At 63.3% G+C, this 12,537-nt stretch carries 16 protein-coding genes and 1 pseudogene; 11 read left to right on the forward strand and 6 right to left on the reverse strand.

Going from position 1 to position 12,537, the window contains the following annotated elements; translation table 11 throughout:
* From VGG53_RS00005 to VGG53_RS00035, 7 genes and pseudogenes are all read left to right on the forward strand, one after another.
* Positions 1-288, forward strand: a pseudogene (locus VGG53_RS00005) (hypothetical protein); the annotation flags it as partial.
* A gap of 22 nt (positions 289-310) precedes the next feature.
* Entirely contained in the window at positions 311-1,699 is a 1,389-nt protein-coding gene (locus tag VGG53_RS00010) for a recombinase family protein (RefSeq protein WP_331515876.1), read from the forward strand.
* On the forward strand, positions 1,696-2,094 hold the full coding sequence (locus VGG53_RS00015) for a hypothetical protein (RefSeq protein ID WP_331515877.1): 399 nt from the start codon (positions 1,696-1,698) through the stop codon (positions 2,092-2,094). The genes VGG53_RS00010 and VGG53_RS00015 overlap by 4 nt, the downstream gene beginning before the upstream one ends.
* A 116-nt stretch (positions 2,095-2,210) precedes the next feature.
* On the forward strand, positions 2,211-2,426 hold the full coding sequence (locus VGG53_RS00020) for a hypothetical protein (protein WP_331515878.1): 216 nt from the start codon (positions 2,211-2,213) through the stop codon (positions 2,424-2,426).
* A gap of 351 nt (positions 2,427-2,777) precedes the next feature.
* A complete protein-coding gene (locus tag VGG53_RS00025) occupies positions 2,778-3,263 on the forward strand; it encodes a hypothetical protein (protein ID WP_331515879.1) in 486 nt (161 codons plus the stop codon).
* Between the two features lie 124 nt (positions 3,264-3,387).
* On the forward strand, positions 3,388-3,606 hold the full coding sequence (locus VGG53_RS00030) for a hypothetical protein (RefSeq protein ID WP_331515880.1): 219 nt from the start codon (positions 3,388-3,390) through the stop codon (positions 3,604-3,606).
* Between the two features lie 303 nt (positions 3,607-3,909).
* Positions 3,910-5,262: a phage major capsid protein gene (locus VGG53_RS00035; RefSeq protein ID WP_331515882.1), complete on the forward strand. Its 1,353-nt coding sequence runs from the start codon at positions 3,910-3,912 to the stop codon at positions 5,260-5,262.
* 249 nt (positions 5,263-5,511) lie between these two features.
* Here VGG53_RS00035 and VGG53_RS00040 read toward each other — a convergent pair whose 3' ends face one another.
* From VGG53_RS00040 to VGG53_RS00050, 3 genes are all read right to left on the reverse strand, one after another.
* Complete coding sequence (locus VGG53_RS00040) at positions 5,512-6,141, reverse strand: hypothetical protein (RefSeq protein WP_331515883.1); 630 nt, start codon at positions 6,139-6,141, stop codon at positions 5,512-5,514.
* Complete coding sequence (locus VGG53_RS00045) at positions 6,141-6,371, reverse strand: type II toxin-antitoxin system HicA family toxin (RefSeq protein ID WP_331515885.1); 231 nt, start codon at positions 6,369-6,371, stop codon at positions 6,141-6,143. Before VGG53_RS00045 ends, VGG53_RS00040 begins: the two co-directional genes overlap by 1 nt.
* 320 nt (positions 6,372-6,691) lie before the next feature.
* Complete coding sequence (locus tag VGG53_RS00050) at positions 6,692-8,002, reverse strand: AAA family ATPase (protein ID WP_331515887.1); 1,311 nt, start codon at positions 8,000-8,002, stop codon at positions 6,692-6,694.
* Between the two features lie 121 nt (positions 8,003-8,123).
* Here VGG53_RS00050 and VGG53_RS00055 point away from each other — a divergent pair, with 121 nt between their 5' ends.
* The 4 genes from VGG53_RS00055 to VGG53_RS00070 all read left to right on the forward strand — a co-directional run bounded on the left by VGG53_RS00055 (position 8,124) and on the right by VGG53_RS00070 (position 9,957).
* Complete coding sequence (locus VGG53_RS00055) at positions 8,124-8,690, forward strand: hypothetical protein (RefSeq protein WP_331515888.1); 567 nt, start codon at positions 8,124-8,126, stop codon at positions 8,688-8,690.
* A gap of 77 nt (positions 8,691-8,767) precedes the next feature.
* Positions 8,768-9,253, forward strand: a complete 486-nt coding sequence (locus tag VGG53_RS00060; protein WP_331515890.1) for a hypothetical protein — start codon at positions 8,768-8,770, stop codon at positions 9,251-9,253.
* Between the two features lies 1 nt (position 9,254).
* A complete protein-coding gene (locus VGG53_RS00065) occupies positions 9,255-9,611 on the forward strand; it encodes a hypothetical protein (RefSeq protein ID WP_331515891.1) in 357 nt (118 codons plus the stop codon).
* 211 nt (positions 9,612-9,822) lie between these two features.
* Complete coding sequence (locus tag VGG53_RS00070) at positions 9,823-9,957, forward strand: hypothetical protein (RefSeq protein WP_331515892.1); 135 nt, start codon at positions 9,823-9,825, stop codon at positions 9,955-9,957.
* A 140-nt stretch (positions 9,958-10,097) separates the two neighbouring features.
* On the opposite strand, the gene VGG53_RS00075 is transcribed toward VGG53_RS00070, so the two are convergent.
* The 3 genes from VGG53_RS00075 to metX all read right to left on the reverse strand — a co-directional run bounded on the left by VGG53_RS00075 (position 10,098) and on the right by metX (position 12,527).
* Positions 10,098-10,466 (reverse strand): DUF732 domain-containing protein, encoded by a 369-nt coding sequence (locus VGG53_RS00075; protein WP_331515893.1) that lies wholly within the window; start codon positions 10,464-10,466, stop codon positions 10,098-10,100.
* Between the two features lie 184 nt (positions 10,467-10,650).
* Positions 10,651-11,382, reverse strand: a complete 732-nt coding sequence (locus tag VGG53_RS00080) for a class I SAM-dependent methyltransferase (RefSeq protein WP_331515894.1) — start codon at positions 11,380-11,382, stop codon at positions 10,651-10,653.
* A complete protein-coding gene (metX, locus tag VGG53_RS00085) occupies positions 11,379-12,527 on the reverse strand; it encodes a homoserine O-acetyltransferase MetX (RefSeq protein ID WP_331515895.1) in 1,149 nt (382 codons plus the stop codon). The genes VGG53_RS00080 and metX overlap by 4 nt, the downstream gene beginning before the upstream one ends.
* Positions 12,528-12,537 lie beyond the last annotated feature (10 nt).

A 12,537-nucleotide genomic window follows, 5' to 3' on the forward strand; every position in this document is an offset into this window, starting at 1 on the left:
GCGCTGGCGCTGTATCACACCAAACGCCTGGCCTCACCAGCGCAGCGAATCGTGCTCTACGCCAAAGACCGCGGCTGCACATTCCCCGACTGCGAGGTATCGGGTTACTACTGCGAGGTCCACCACGTCGACCCGTGGGCCAAAACCCACGTCACCGACGTCAACGACCTCACCCTGGCCTGCGGGCCCAACCACAAACTCGCCGAACAAGGCTGGACCACCCGCAAAAACAGCCACGGCGACACCGAATGGATCCCACCCCCACACCTCGACCACGGCCAACTGCGGGCCGCTGAAGTACTCTTTAACTATGGACGCAGCGGTTTACCTCCGGATCAGTCAAGACAGGTCGGGCGAGCAGCTCGGCGTCACCCGGCAACGCGAGGACTGCCTCGCGTTGTGTCAGTCGAAGGGCTGGCAGCCCGTCGAGTACCGCGACAACGACACCAGCGCCACCAGCAGCAAGCCGCGGCGTGCCTACGAGCGGATGCTGGCCGACGCACGAGAGGGTCGCCTAGGCGCGGTCGTGGTGTGGGACCTGGACCGGCTGCACCGCCGCCCGATCGAACTGGAAGCGTTCATGGCGCTGGCCGACGAGAAGCACCTGGCACTGGCCACCGTGTCCGGCGACGTAGATCTATCCACGGCCCAGGGCCGTCTGGTCGCCCGACTGAAAGGCAGCGTGGCCGCTCACGAGGGTGAGCATCGCAAAGCCCGCCAGCTGCGTGCGACCCGCCAGCTGGCCGAACGTGGGGTGCCGAACTGGACGCGGGCATTTGGGTATCTCGGCGACACCCGCCAGCCGGACCCGGCGACCGCGCCGCTGGTGAAGCAGGCCTACGCGGCAGTCCTGGCCGGGGCCAGCCTGGGCGACGTGTGCCGGTTGTTCAACGAGGCCGGCGCGCTGACCGTCAACGGTAAGCCGTGGACCCCGACCGTGGTGTCAAAGTTCCTGCGTAAGCCCCGCAACGCGGGTCTGCGGACCTACGGGGTGCGCTACGGCCGGGTCACCCGCGATGACGTTGTGGGCCAGGGTAATTGGCCTGAGCTGGTGGACGAGCAGACGTTCTGGGCAGCGCAGTCGGTGTTAGACGCGCCCAGTCGATCTCCCGGCCGCAAGAGCGTCCGCAAGCATTTGCTGACTGGCGTTCTGGGTTGCGGGCGTTGCGGCCCGCCGCACTACCTGTCGGGTATCCGCAACCGTGAGGGCAAGCTGGTTTACCGATGCAAGAACTGTTTGAGCCTGAGCATCCGCGCCGAGTACGTGGAACCATTGCTGACGGAAATCATTGGCGGGCGGCTGGCGATGGCCGATGCGGTGGACTTGCTCAAGGCCGAGCAGCACGACACCGAGCAAGCCGAGTCGCTACGCGCACAAGCCAATTCGCTGATGGTCCGATTGGACGAGATTGCCGACGAACGCGCCGATGGCCTGCTGACCGGCAAGCAAGCCCAACGCGCCACCGAGCGAATCAACGCCAAGCTGGCCGCCATCGAACACCAGCAGCAGGACGCCGAACGTGTGCAGGTGTTCCGGGACCTCCCCCTAGGCACCGAGAAAGTGCTGGACGCGGTGCGCCAGCTGTCACCGGACCGCTTTCGCGCTGTACTGGACGTGCTGCTGACCGTGATTGTGGCACCTGTCGGCAAGAGTGGGCGCGTGTTCAATCCGGAACGGGTGCAGGTGAATTGGCGGTGAGCGAGTTGACGACTGCCGACTACTGGCTGCCACAGCCCGGTCGGCCAAAGATCAAGCTGGTAGATGGGGGCGGTCGAACGGTGTGCGTGTTCGGCTGGTACAAGCACATGCAGGGCACGCTTCCGCCGTGGGCAGCGGGCGAAGAGTGCTTCTGGATACCTGAGAACAGGCCACAGAGCGGTAAGCAGCGACGCCAAATGTCGGACGCTGCAGTCAAATACAGCTCCGAGCATAAGACACCATCACGGATGCAACGCTCGCCAGATGGCCGGTTCTATCTTGTGCTGCCCGGCCTGACTCTGCGATGGGAAAAGGTGGTCCGGGTGCTCGACCAGCTTGCAGAGAACAACCTCGAGCGACTTGCCGTCGCGGAGTTACGCCGGTACGCCAGCTAAGAGTGTTAGTGTTCTACCCAGCGAGCGGGCAACGTATCCCGTAGCAGCGCATTCCCGCGCCAGCTTCTCAGAGCTGCCCCACAAGGCGGCTCAGCCCTCATTTCCGAGGTGAGAAGTTGTCCGTTACATCAACAACCTGGCAACAAAAGCGCGGCCAATTGGCCAGGCAATCCAAGGATCTGCCGCCCGGCCACCCCAAGCTGGAAGAGCTTCGCCGGGATATCCGAGCCGAACGACTGGCCGAACAGGTCAAGGAAGTGGTTGAGGCGAGTCCGCCATTGACGGACAGCCAGATCGACCGGATCGTTGCCATCCTCCGGGCCAGCGCATGAGCGTCCAGGTCAGTGCCTGCCGTGGTTTTTACGCCGCACGGGTAGCTGACTACATCGCCAAGACCCTCGCCACGGCCCCGCCTCTCACCAGCGAGCAAAGAGCGAAGCTGGCCGAGCTGTTGAGGCCTGCCCGGTGAGCGCCGCGAATTTGGATCCGCCTAAAAGAGTTAAGGGCCGACATAGTCAGCCCTTAACCAACGAAACCGGCCACCACCAAGAAGCCGATACCACAGAGCCTAGCAACCAGGTCTGTTCCGAGTCGATTGCCGCCCAATTACATCGGCGGCGTGAAGCCGCCTACCGTTTGCCGCCCCTGCCGTCCGGCAAACGCGACCCTTGGGGGGCGTCGAGATGACCTGGACCAAATTGAGCGACGACTTCAGCGATGACTGCTGGCAGCTGTCGGACGCGGCTTGGCGGTTGCATGTCGAGGGCCTGTTGTGGTCCAACCGAAAGTTGTTGGATCTGCGTCTTTCCAAGGACGAAATGCGGTTGTGGGCCAAACATCCCGCTGCAGCTGAGGAACTGGTGGCCGTCGGCTGGTGGCGCGACGAGGGCGAGCACTACGTCATCGTCCATCACGCGCTGTATCAGCGGACCCGCGAGGTCGCGCTGAAGCTTCAGGAGCGCAATCAGCGCAACGGTGCTCGCGGTGGTCGGCCGCCGAAGATCCCGCGAGAGCGATTCGCACCCCACGAAACCCAAGTGGGAACCCAGATGGAAACCGATGTAGAAACCCAAAGGGTCGGGTCGGGTCGGGTTAGGACAGGCCTGGATAACGAAACCACCCACGAAAGCCCGAATGGCGTACAAGCCAGCGGCATCGAGGCCTGGTGATGAGTCCTCGTGATGGCAGTGGTATGGCCGCTTACGTACAGCGGGCGTGTCATTGCCAGCGCGGCTTCAAGTGGCCGTTTTGCCGCAAATGGCTTGTACCAACGAAATCACGAGAGGAACAGAGATGAGCGACAACGACGATGAGTTCCGCACCCCGGAGGAGCGGCGAGCCGACGAAGAGCAAGAGCGGCAGGTGCTGGAGATCGCGCTGCTATTCCGAGACCTGGACGACCACCAGGCCGCGCTGGAGCGGGTGGCTTTCGAAGATCCGCTTGGGGCAACGTGGTTCGGCGACGACGACGGGTGGGTCGATTCCCGGCTGTCCGGGAGACCCCGGAAATAGGTTGTGGCGCTTCGTCGGTGCGTGTTGTAGCGTTGCGAATTACGAGCTCGTAGGTGTGGCCCAGGAGGGGACACCGTCAGCGAACCAGTCGGTTCCACAAGCCCGCATTTCGCCCCCGCACCAGTGGGGGATTCTCTGGATGGATAGCACGCACGGAGCCGCTGGCCCCGCTCTGCCGTGGGCGGGGCTCACGGCCACCGTCGCATCCACCAATTCACATGCACTTTGCCCGCTAAACCCGTTACGAAGGACCCCGAAATGACGACTGTTGAGAGCATGACGAAACCGGCTGCGATCGATCGAATGCAGGCCATTCACGAGCGCTTTGAGCAGCTCGCCGGTAAGCCGAAAATGGGCCGAGCGGACGGCATTGAGCAACAAGAGTTAGGCAAGGAGTTCGACGAGCTTCACCGGCACGTCGAGAAGCTGGACCGCTGCGAAGTCATCGCTGGGGCTGCTCGCGGCCGTGGCGGCGCGCTGCGGATTGAGCGCGGAAGCCAGGAAGAATCCCGTGCCCCGCAACACCGCGACGGTGCCATGAGGACCTTGGACGGGCTCGTGGGCTCCAACATGCTGCCGGCTCGGGCTGCGGAAACCGTTGAAGCATTGACCAAGACTGGCTCTCGTATGGAGCAGTCGTGGGCTCAGCGGATGGTGGAAGCGACCGGGGACGAAGCTTATTTGCGCGCCTTCTGCAAGGTCATGGCCGATTCCGAACGCGGCCACCTGCTCTGGGATGCCAAGGAGCAGGAGGCCTTCCAGCGCGTGCAAAGCCTGCGGCAGGAGATGCGGTCCATGAACAGCACCGACGACCAAGGTGGATTCCTCGCCCCGGTGGTCATCGACCCGTCCATTCAGATCAGCAGCGCCGGATCAATCAACCCGATTCGACAGCTAGCGCGCAACGTGCAAACGATCAGCGACAGCTGGAAGGGAATCACTTCGGCCGGTGTGACCGCCCACTGGCTCCCTGAAGAGGCCGAGGTGTCCGACGACAGCCCGACGCTGGCCGAGGAAACGATCCCGGTGTGGAAGGCAGCGGCGTTCGTACCAGCCAGCTTTGAGATCATCCAGGACGGCACCAACTTTGTGTCCGAGGTGTCCAAGCTGTTGCTGGATGGGTTGGACCAGCTGACTGCCACAGCGTTCACCACGGGATCGGGCACCGGCCAACCTACGGGCATCATTTCGGCCCTGGCAGGCGGCGGCAGCGTGGTGGCCACGGCTACCGCCGACACGTTGGTCCCCGGTGACGTGTACAACCAGCAAAACCAGCTGCCGCCGCGGTTTCAAGCGGCCGCCCAGTGGGCAGCAAATTTGTCGATCATCAACACGCTTTCCCAGTTCCAAACTGCCAACGGGAGTTTGACTTTCCCGTCGCTGCAGAACACGCCGCGAACGCTGCTCGGGCGTCCTGTCAGCGAGATCTCCAACATGGACGGCACGCTTGGAGGCGGGGCCGGCAACGACTCCGTGGTGGTGTATGGAGACTGGTCGCAGTTTGTCATCGTGGACCGTTGGCCTTCAGCGCTCGAGGTAGTGCCCCACCTGTTCGGTCCCAACCGGCGTCCCACCGGCCAGCGCGGGTTCTTGCTGTATTCCCGCGTGGGTTCCGACGTTTTGGTGGACAACGCATTCCGGGTATTGACTGCCTGATGACTTCCGTGGGCGGGAATAGCGTTGCGGCACCTAAACCGAGCGGGTCGGTGCCACAACGCCAGGGCCGTTCCCGTCCACGGAACCCCACACTCCCGTGGCCGGGGCACATGGTGGGCCACCCTCGTTGCCAGGTCACGGCACGGGCTTGGCTTCCCCGGTCACGGGCCAGCCTGCAATCCCGAACACCCCAGGATTTGAGCGGGTTGCTGTGCCGGTTGCCGTAAGGCATCCCTCGCAACGGTTGGGCTAGACCGAAGCCAGCAGCTCCGCGGGCCGATCACCGAAAATCGCTAGCGCTCCGGCCAAGACTTCTCCCAGCGAAGAGGTGGGTGTCAAGCCCAAGCTTTCAAGCGGCGTCGAAGCGTCGCCGTCGGTGCGCTCGGAGGCCATGCCGTTGATAACGATCCACGCGAACCGGAGGTTGTCGCCGTCGTGCGTACCCATGACAACGATCACTGAGTCGTAGGGCGTCATCTGGTCGTAGATGCTGTTGAGCGGCGCGTCCGCGAAGCTTGGAACGACGACGGGGTCTCCGCCGGCGGTGATGTGACGGTAGAACCACTCGCGGTCCTCGTCCGGGTACTGCACGATCTGGCTGGCAACTTGGGTGAATGAGCGGTCGGCGGTCGGCAGGCCTAGCGGCGTGCGGATCCAAATGCCGAGCGACTGAATCTCCCGCTCCACGTACTCGCGAACCACTTCGGGCTGGTAGTCCGATTCCTCGAGCGCGAAGTTGAAAGCTTCGAAGTATTGTTTGCGCGCCTTTTCGAGGGTCCTGCCGCCGCCGACGATACTCACAGGCATCGAATAGAACTGCCAGGTGGGATCTTGGTCCTCGGCGGGGCGATAGATGACGATTTGTGGGCGTTGCGCCATCAATTCACCTCGTTTCGCGCTTCTTCAGGGCTGAGACCAATATTGACGATCAAGACTCGCCGAACGATACTGCCGCTCAGCTCCGCTCCATCATGGTATGCGAATGTGAACGGCCCGTTGCCACCTTGAAATGTGCGGTGAGATCCTTTTTGCCTGATCGGGTCGCCGCAGAGCTTTCTGACGATGCGATCCAGCTCTGCGCCGCGCATCGAAGGGAAGCGTTCACCCATCGGCCTCGGTCCTGCGGCATCGGAGGATTTGCACGAGGCCGATGCTAACGGGAGTTCGCGACGCGTTCCGCGCAGTTCCGAACATGTCTCGGGCGGACTGCCACGGTCTACGAGAGAATCCCAAACCCAGGGGGGTGGGGTTCCCACGCGAAGCGGCCGGCCAGAAACACTTCCCCCCAGCTGGGTACATCTCCCCCCGAAAAAATCGAAGATTTTTGGGTTGTGGAAGTGGCGGTGCAGCAGCGGGTTTGCGCTGGCCAGGGGATGTTATCGGATGTTGAGGAACAGCAACGGAATCGGCGAAAACCGAACGCGGAACGTTACTCTTCGTCATCCTCAACGACGACCGCATCGTTCAGCGTGAGCTGCCGCGCAGCGCCATCCCAGTCATGGCCAGCGGTCTCACTCATCTCTGCGCCGAAAAGATCGTGCTCGTATTTCTCCGGTATCAACTTCGCAGCGATGGCCGCAAGGATCGCAATCGGTTGCATCAGCGGATCCTTGAACCGGTACCGGTATCGCTTTGGTTCACCGCGACGCTCCAGGACACAACCGCGATCCGGCCGCATGAAATTAGACAGGTGACGCGAGAACGATGGAATCCGATAGGGGCTCCCCATAATTCGCGACATTGGGTCCTCGACCGCCTTAGCGGTGAAGTAGCCGAGGTCATCTTTATCGGCCAGCGCGCAAGCGGCGAGAACCTGTGCGTAAAGGTTCTCGGGACGAGAACTTTCGACGGCGTGGTGGTAACTCGCGGCGCCCGAGTAGGTGTTGATCACTGATTGCAGGGACTCGAGCACATCAGGCAGCGCTACGGTGCCGCGATCATCATTGGCCGCACGTTCTCCCGCCTTCAGTGACAACAGGTGCCCGTAAGTTGGAATACCCTCGGACAGTCGGACGATCCGCTCCAACGCCGACTCCTGGATGTTCATTTCAGCTTCGTAGAAGCCACGATTGACGAGTTCGCGAATCTCCGCCGCCTCCATTCGCGGAATCTGCACCTCTTCAAGCGCCCGACGCACCGACTCATGCTCACCGATCAAGGCCTCGATCGAATCTGAAACACCAACGAGCACAAGCTTGCTGGCCACTCCATGGTCGGAAAGCGCCTTGATGGTATCCGCCATCAAGGACAGCGCATCGTCATCTTCGATGCGGTCGTACTCATCAATGACGATGACCATGTAAGGATCGACCGCGGCAAGAACCCGGCGAAGCTGGTCCGGGTTCGGAGTTTCGTACTCCGGGATTGCCGGCGTGATGCCGAGTTCTTGGAAGACCTTCGTCCAGATCGCGCGAAAGTCATCTGCCACGGAGCAGTTGATTCGTACGGCCACTTCCCGGAACGACATGTCGTCCGAGGTCTGCACGATCAAGTCCGAGACGATGTTCGCCAACGATGTCTTTCCGACTCCGCGCTCGCCGTACAAGATGACATGGCGACCCGGCTGGACGATGGCGCTCGTCACTTGCATGATCTGCTCGTACCGACCAGAAAATGCCGAGCGGGTATTCACCGGCGTCCAGGGTGTGAACACCTTGTTGAGCGCCGCGCGCCGCTTCATCTTGGTGTTGAACAGTTCCCTGGCCGCATCTGCAGCCGCACCTTCACCGTCGTCGCTCACGGGGCCTCACCCTATAACTGCCGACCACCAACTACAACTAAACCTCCACAACTGATAACATGAGCCCTTCAAGTGTTAACAGTGGCGACGACGCCTCGGCGCCGCGGAATAGGTAAAGGCTATGACCTACGTAGACGAATACGGCACCGTATGGGAGCGGAAAACCACTTACATCGGCGCCAAGCTGGACCTCTACTGCCCGGCACCGGTGGCCGAGCGGGTCAGCACCCTGATCCACACCCACGGCGACCACATCGGGTACCAGGTCGCCGGCTCAGGCGCACCAGAACTTCCGTGGCCGCCGGACCCCAATGCGGTTGAGTACGGCGAGTTCTGCCACTGCCCAAGCTGTAACGGGCGGATGGTCGGTGCCAGCGTCGAGGAACTGCGCAACGCCGTGAAGGCGGTCAGCGACAAGCCGACCGGCAACGTCCACGTTCACGAGCTCCAGTACCTGGATACAGAGCACGACGTTGTCGTCCGGGCCGCGCAGAACCTGCACTACGGCATCCACCGCAACACTGCGAACCACACCGACACTTACGTGCACGGGCAGCGCCGCGTCGAGGTGGCCTACGACTCGTCGTTCGAAGACATCCAGACGGTCATCAAGGTGGTTTTGCCGCTGAGTGGCGACGAGTACCCGGCCACCATCGCTGGCGCGGTTGCGGCGCTACAGCTTCCCTAGGAAGCCGCGACGGCGCCCACCAGGGCCGCCGCTCGGACGCACAGATGGTTTTCAGCAAACAACACTAGATTCCGCGCATGAAGACCGCTGCCGCAGCGATACTGCTCGCCGCATCACTGGCTGTCCCCGCAACTGCCCAAGCTGACTGCGGCGACCCCGACCAACCCGCGTGCACCGGACCCGTGCCCACGGTTGATCAAGTGGTCGCGCTGTTATCGGAGCTCATGGACCCGAACAGACCCAATGAGGACAAGAACGACGTGGTGACTCCTGATCTCAGTCCGGAGAGCATCGGGTATCTCGACACATATTTAGACGGACGACTCAACGCGCACGGAGACTTCCCGTACGACTTCGTCGTCACCGACATCCAGCCAGCACCGAACAATTTCGCGGGCGCGACCGTGGCTACTCACGCGAACGGGCACCGCACTACTACGAGACCTTTTCCGATTGTGTTGGTCAACCAGTCCGGACGCTGGCTACTCACACGTAAATCCGCCATAAATTCCGTATCTGAGGTGCTGATGCACTACGAATTTCGTCCCACACCGGGGCTCTGACATGAAGGTAGACAAGATGACACTCAGACAACACAGTCTCGCCGCCGCCTCGGCCATGGTTGCAGCCGTCTCGATCGCTTTGGCCGCAAGCCCCGCCGCGACTGCCGACCCCGCGGGTTGTGTGCCCCTGAACGGAGCTCAAACCGACGCCCATGCCAGCGAGACCAACAGCCTCGGTATCTTCTACGACCTCGACGTGACTTACTGGTATCAGGACGGTGCGGTCAACTGGCGAAAGGACGTTAACGGCCCATTTGGCACCCACTCCAGCGGAGTCGTGCCCGCCGCACCGGGAAACACCGCGACTATCCCCGGCAACTTAGGGACCCCCCTCCTCGTGACCGTCTGCAGCAAATGACCTGAGAACGCAATGAACCGGATCAAGCTTCCTGCTCTCGCGACGTTGACGGTGGCGCTAATCGCCTCGCCTGCAACGGCTTACGCGGACTGCGGCGACCCCGGACAAGACCCTTGCGCCGGACCAGTCCCCACCGTCGATCAGGTCGTCGCCAGCCCGCGCCCAACAATTTCGCCGGAGCCACGATCTCCACCACGGGAGGGTTCTACCAATGGAGCCCCCTGGCCCTATCGTGCTGGTCGAGCAGGGCGGCCACTGGCTGCTGAACCACCACAGCGCCATGGGTGCCCTGGACGCTTGCTGGTACAACGCCAACAAGCTCATCCACGTCCTACCCCATGGGTGACCGATGAGTTGATTGTTTCGAGAGTGTTCTGTTTTGAAAGGTATTTCAGCGGTTCGCGGTCAACCCCGCACCAACACCCACCACCACCCCGAAAAACTGCTCCAGGACGACGAGGAGGACGACGGGCCATAGCGGAACGGTCAACTGTGCGCGTCTGGGCAGTACACACTGATGGCGTCGAGCAAGAACGGCCGGACCTGCGGCCCCGTCAGACCCTGACCTTCAAGTTTGGCCGCAAGCTGCAACATGGCGGAGCTGAACGGGCTCGGCATCGCGCCAAAGTGAAGGGTGAACGTCTGGGAGCGCGAAAGACTGTCGTCGTCGCACCGTTCGTGCGCGAGGGCGATCAACTGCTCTGGCGGACCGGCGCTGATTCCGTCCCGGGCAAGCAAACCCAGAAACTGGTCGTCCTGCGAGTCAGCGTGGGCGACAGCTGCCGCAACCAGCAGCGCTGCCGCAGCGGCAGGAACCGGACGGAACGGGTCAACGATCACGGTTGAGTGTGACACCGATCACCGGCGACCGCGAGCCGGAACTGCCGGTGGGCCGATCCGATCAACTCAACGCAAAGTGAAAGCTTTAGAATGTGCTTTAACGGTTCGTGGCCAACCCCGCACCAACACCCACCACCACCCCGAAAAACTCCTACAAGACAACGCGGACAGCGACGACGAAGATCCGTAATCCCTTGCGTCAGTGCAGCGTCGCGCGCACACACACCGTTACGTAAGGCAGCGATAGGCCGCCGGCGTTCGCCAGCGCCGGATGTGTTGCCAGCAATTCGCGTACCTGGTCCAGCGTCTTGGTCCGGACTTGGGTCGGCGAGGTGATGCAATAGCTGCGCGATGCCACCAAGTCGATCAGTGCTTGCGGCGTAAGGTAATTCGTCCACTCGACCTGGTGACGCTGCACATCGGTGAACGGCTCTGGCAGGGTTACATGATCGCGCATCGGGTCGCCGTCGCGGCCGATGATGCGGCCGAGCTCCCGCACCCAGCCGAGCCGCTCGTCGCGGGTGTTCCACACCAAACCCAGTCGCCCGCCCGGCCGCAACACCCGGGCTAATTCGGGGATTGCCCGCGCCGGGTTGAACCAATGCCAGGCCTGCGCGACGAGTACCGCGTCAACGCTGTTGTCCGCCAGTGGAATTTCTTCCGCTGTGCCCAGCAGCGCCGGCGTGTCCGGCAACGACTTGCGCAGCATCTCCAGCATCTCGGCGATCGGGTCGACGGCGATCACGTGCAGCCCGCGTTCCACCAGCCGGGTGGTCAGCTTGCCGGTGCCGGCGCCGAGGTCGAGCACGTCGCGAGCACCGGCCGGCAGCAGCCAGTCGATCGCATCCGGAGGGTAGGACGGGCGTCCGCGTTCGTATGCCGCCGCTTCAGAGCGAAACGACAGTGAGGGGGCCTGGGAGGACTGGGTCACCGCGGACACACACCCTCAGCGGCAGCCAATTCGAGAGTTTGGCGGACCAGTTCGCCGACGGCGTCGGTCTCCACCAGGAAGCCGTCGTGCCCGAATACCGAGTCGACCACCTGCAGCCGATGGCATCCGGGCAGCAGCTCGGCCAGCTCCTGTTGCAGCCGCAGCGGGTACAGCCGGTCGGAGGTGATCCCGCCGACTACTGCCGGCACCGGGCAGCCGCGCAGCGCGGCGGCGACACCGCCGCGGCCCCGGCCGACGTCGTGACTGGACAGCGACTCGGTGAGCACCACGTAGCTGCCGGCGTCGAAGCGCGACACCAGCTTGGCACCCTGATGCTCGAGGTAGCTCTGCACCGCGTAGCGGCCGCCGGTCGTCGGATCCGATGGATCCTCGTCGCCCTGGGCGTCGTTGGCGAAGCGGGTGTCCAGCTCGCCCTCACCCCGATAGGTCAGGTGCGCGAACCGGCGCGCGATCTCCAGGCCGGCGTCCGGGCTGCGTCCGGTGCCGTAATAGTCACCGCCCTGCCAGTTCGGGTCGGCCTTGATGGCCGCGATCTGGGTGCACTGGGTGCCGATCTGGTCGGCGGTAGCCCGCGCACCCACCGCCAGCAGCAGGCCCGCACCCACCCGATCGGGGTAGGCGACCATCCATTCCAGCGCCCGCGCCCCACCCATCGACCCGCCGAGCACCGCGGCGAATTCGGTGATGCCCAGCGCTGCCAGCGCCGCCACGTCGGCCTCGACCTGGTCCCGTATCGATATCGTCGGAAACCGTGAGCCCCAAGGCTTTCCGTCGGGCGCGGTCGAGCTCGGCCCGGTCGAGCCGCGACAGCCGCCCAGCACGTTGGTGGCGACCGCGCACCATCGGTTGGTGTCGATCGGCGCGCCCGGGCCGGCGATTCCGTCCCACCAGCCCGGCGTGGGATGCCCGGGCGCGGCAGGTCCGGTGATGTGCGAGTCTCCGGTCAGCGCGTGCAGGACCACGACGACGTTGTCGCGGGTAGGCGACAACTCGCCCCACCGCTGCACGGCGATGCCGACGTCCTCGAGCACCACGCCGCTTTCCAGCGTCAGTGAGCCGACGTCAACGATGCCGACCTCGCCTTCGGCGGGCAGCGTCTGAGTCGGCACGTCAGAGATTGTCACCTCAGGCTCC

The organism is Mycobacterium sp., from assembly GCF_036490025.1.
Taxonomy (GTDB): Bacteria; Actinomycetota; Actinomycetes; order Mycobacteriales; family Mycobacteriaceae; genus Mycobacterium.

Excerpts from the sequence above, each read along its gene's own strand:
- VGG53_RS00010 (WP_331515876.1), top strand. The coding sequence starts at position 311 with ATGGACGCAGCGGTTTACCTCCGGATCAGTCAAGACAGGTCGGGCGAG.
- VGG53_RS00025 (WP_331515879.1), top strand. The coding sequence starts at position 2,778 with ATGACCTGGACCAAATTGAGCGACGACTTCAGCGATGACTGCTGGCAG.
- VGG53_RS00030 (WP_331515880.1), top strand. The coding sequence starts at position 3,388 with ATGAGCGACAACGACGATGAGTTCCGCACCCCGGAGGAGCGGCGAGCC.
- VGG53_RS00035 (WP_331515882.1), top strand. The coding sequence starts at position 3,910 with ATGCAGGCCATTCACGAGCGCTTTGAGCAGCTCGCCGGTAAGCCGAAA.
- VGG53_RS00040 (WP_331515883.1), bottom strand. The coding sequence starts at position 6,141 with ATGGCGCAACGCCCACAAATCGTCATCTATCGCCCCGCCGAGGACCAA.
- VGG53_RS00045 (WP_331515885.1), bottom strand. The coding sequence starts at position 6,371 with ATGGGTGAACGCTTCCCTTCGATGCGCGGCGCAGAGCTGGATCGCATC.
- VGG53_RS00055 (WP_331515888.1), top strand. The coding sequence starts at position 8,124 with ATGACCTACGTAGACGAATACGGCACCGTATGGGAGCGGAAAACCACT.
- VGG53_RS00060 (WP_331515890.1), top strand. The coding sequence starts at position 8,768 with ATGAAGACCGCTGCCGCAGCGATACTGCTCGCCGCATCACTGGCTGTC.
- VGG53_RS00065 (WP_331515891.1), top strand. The coding sequence starts at position 9,255 with ATGAAGGTAGACAAGATGACACTCAGACAACACAGTCTCGCCGCCGCC.
- VGG53_RS00070 (WP_331515892.1), top strand. The coding sequence starts at position 9,823 with ATGGAGCCCCCTGGCCCTATCGTGCTGGTCGAGCAGGGCGGCCACTGG.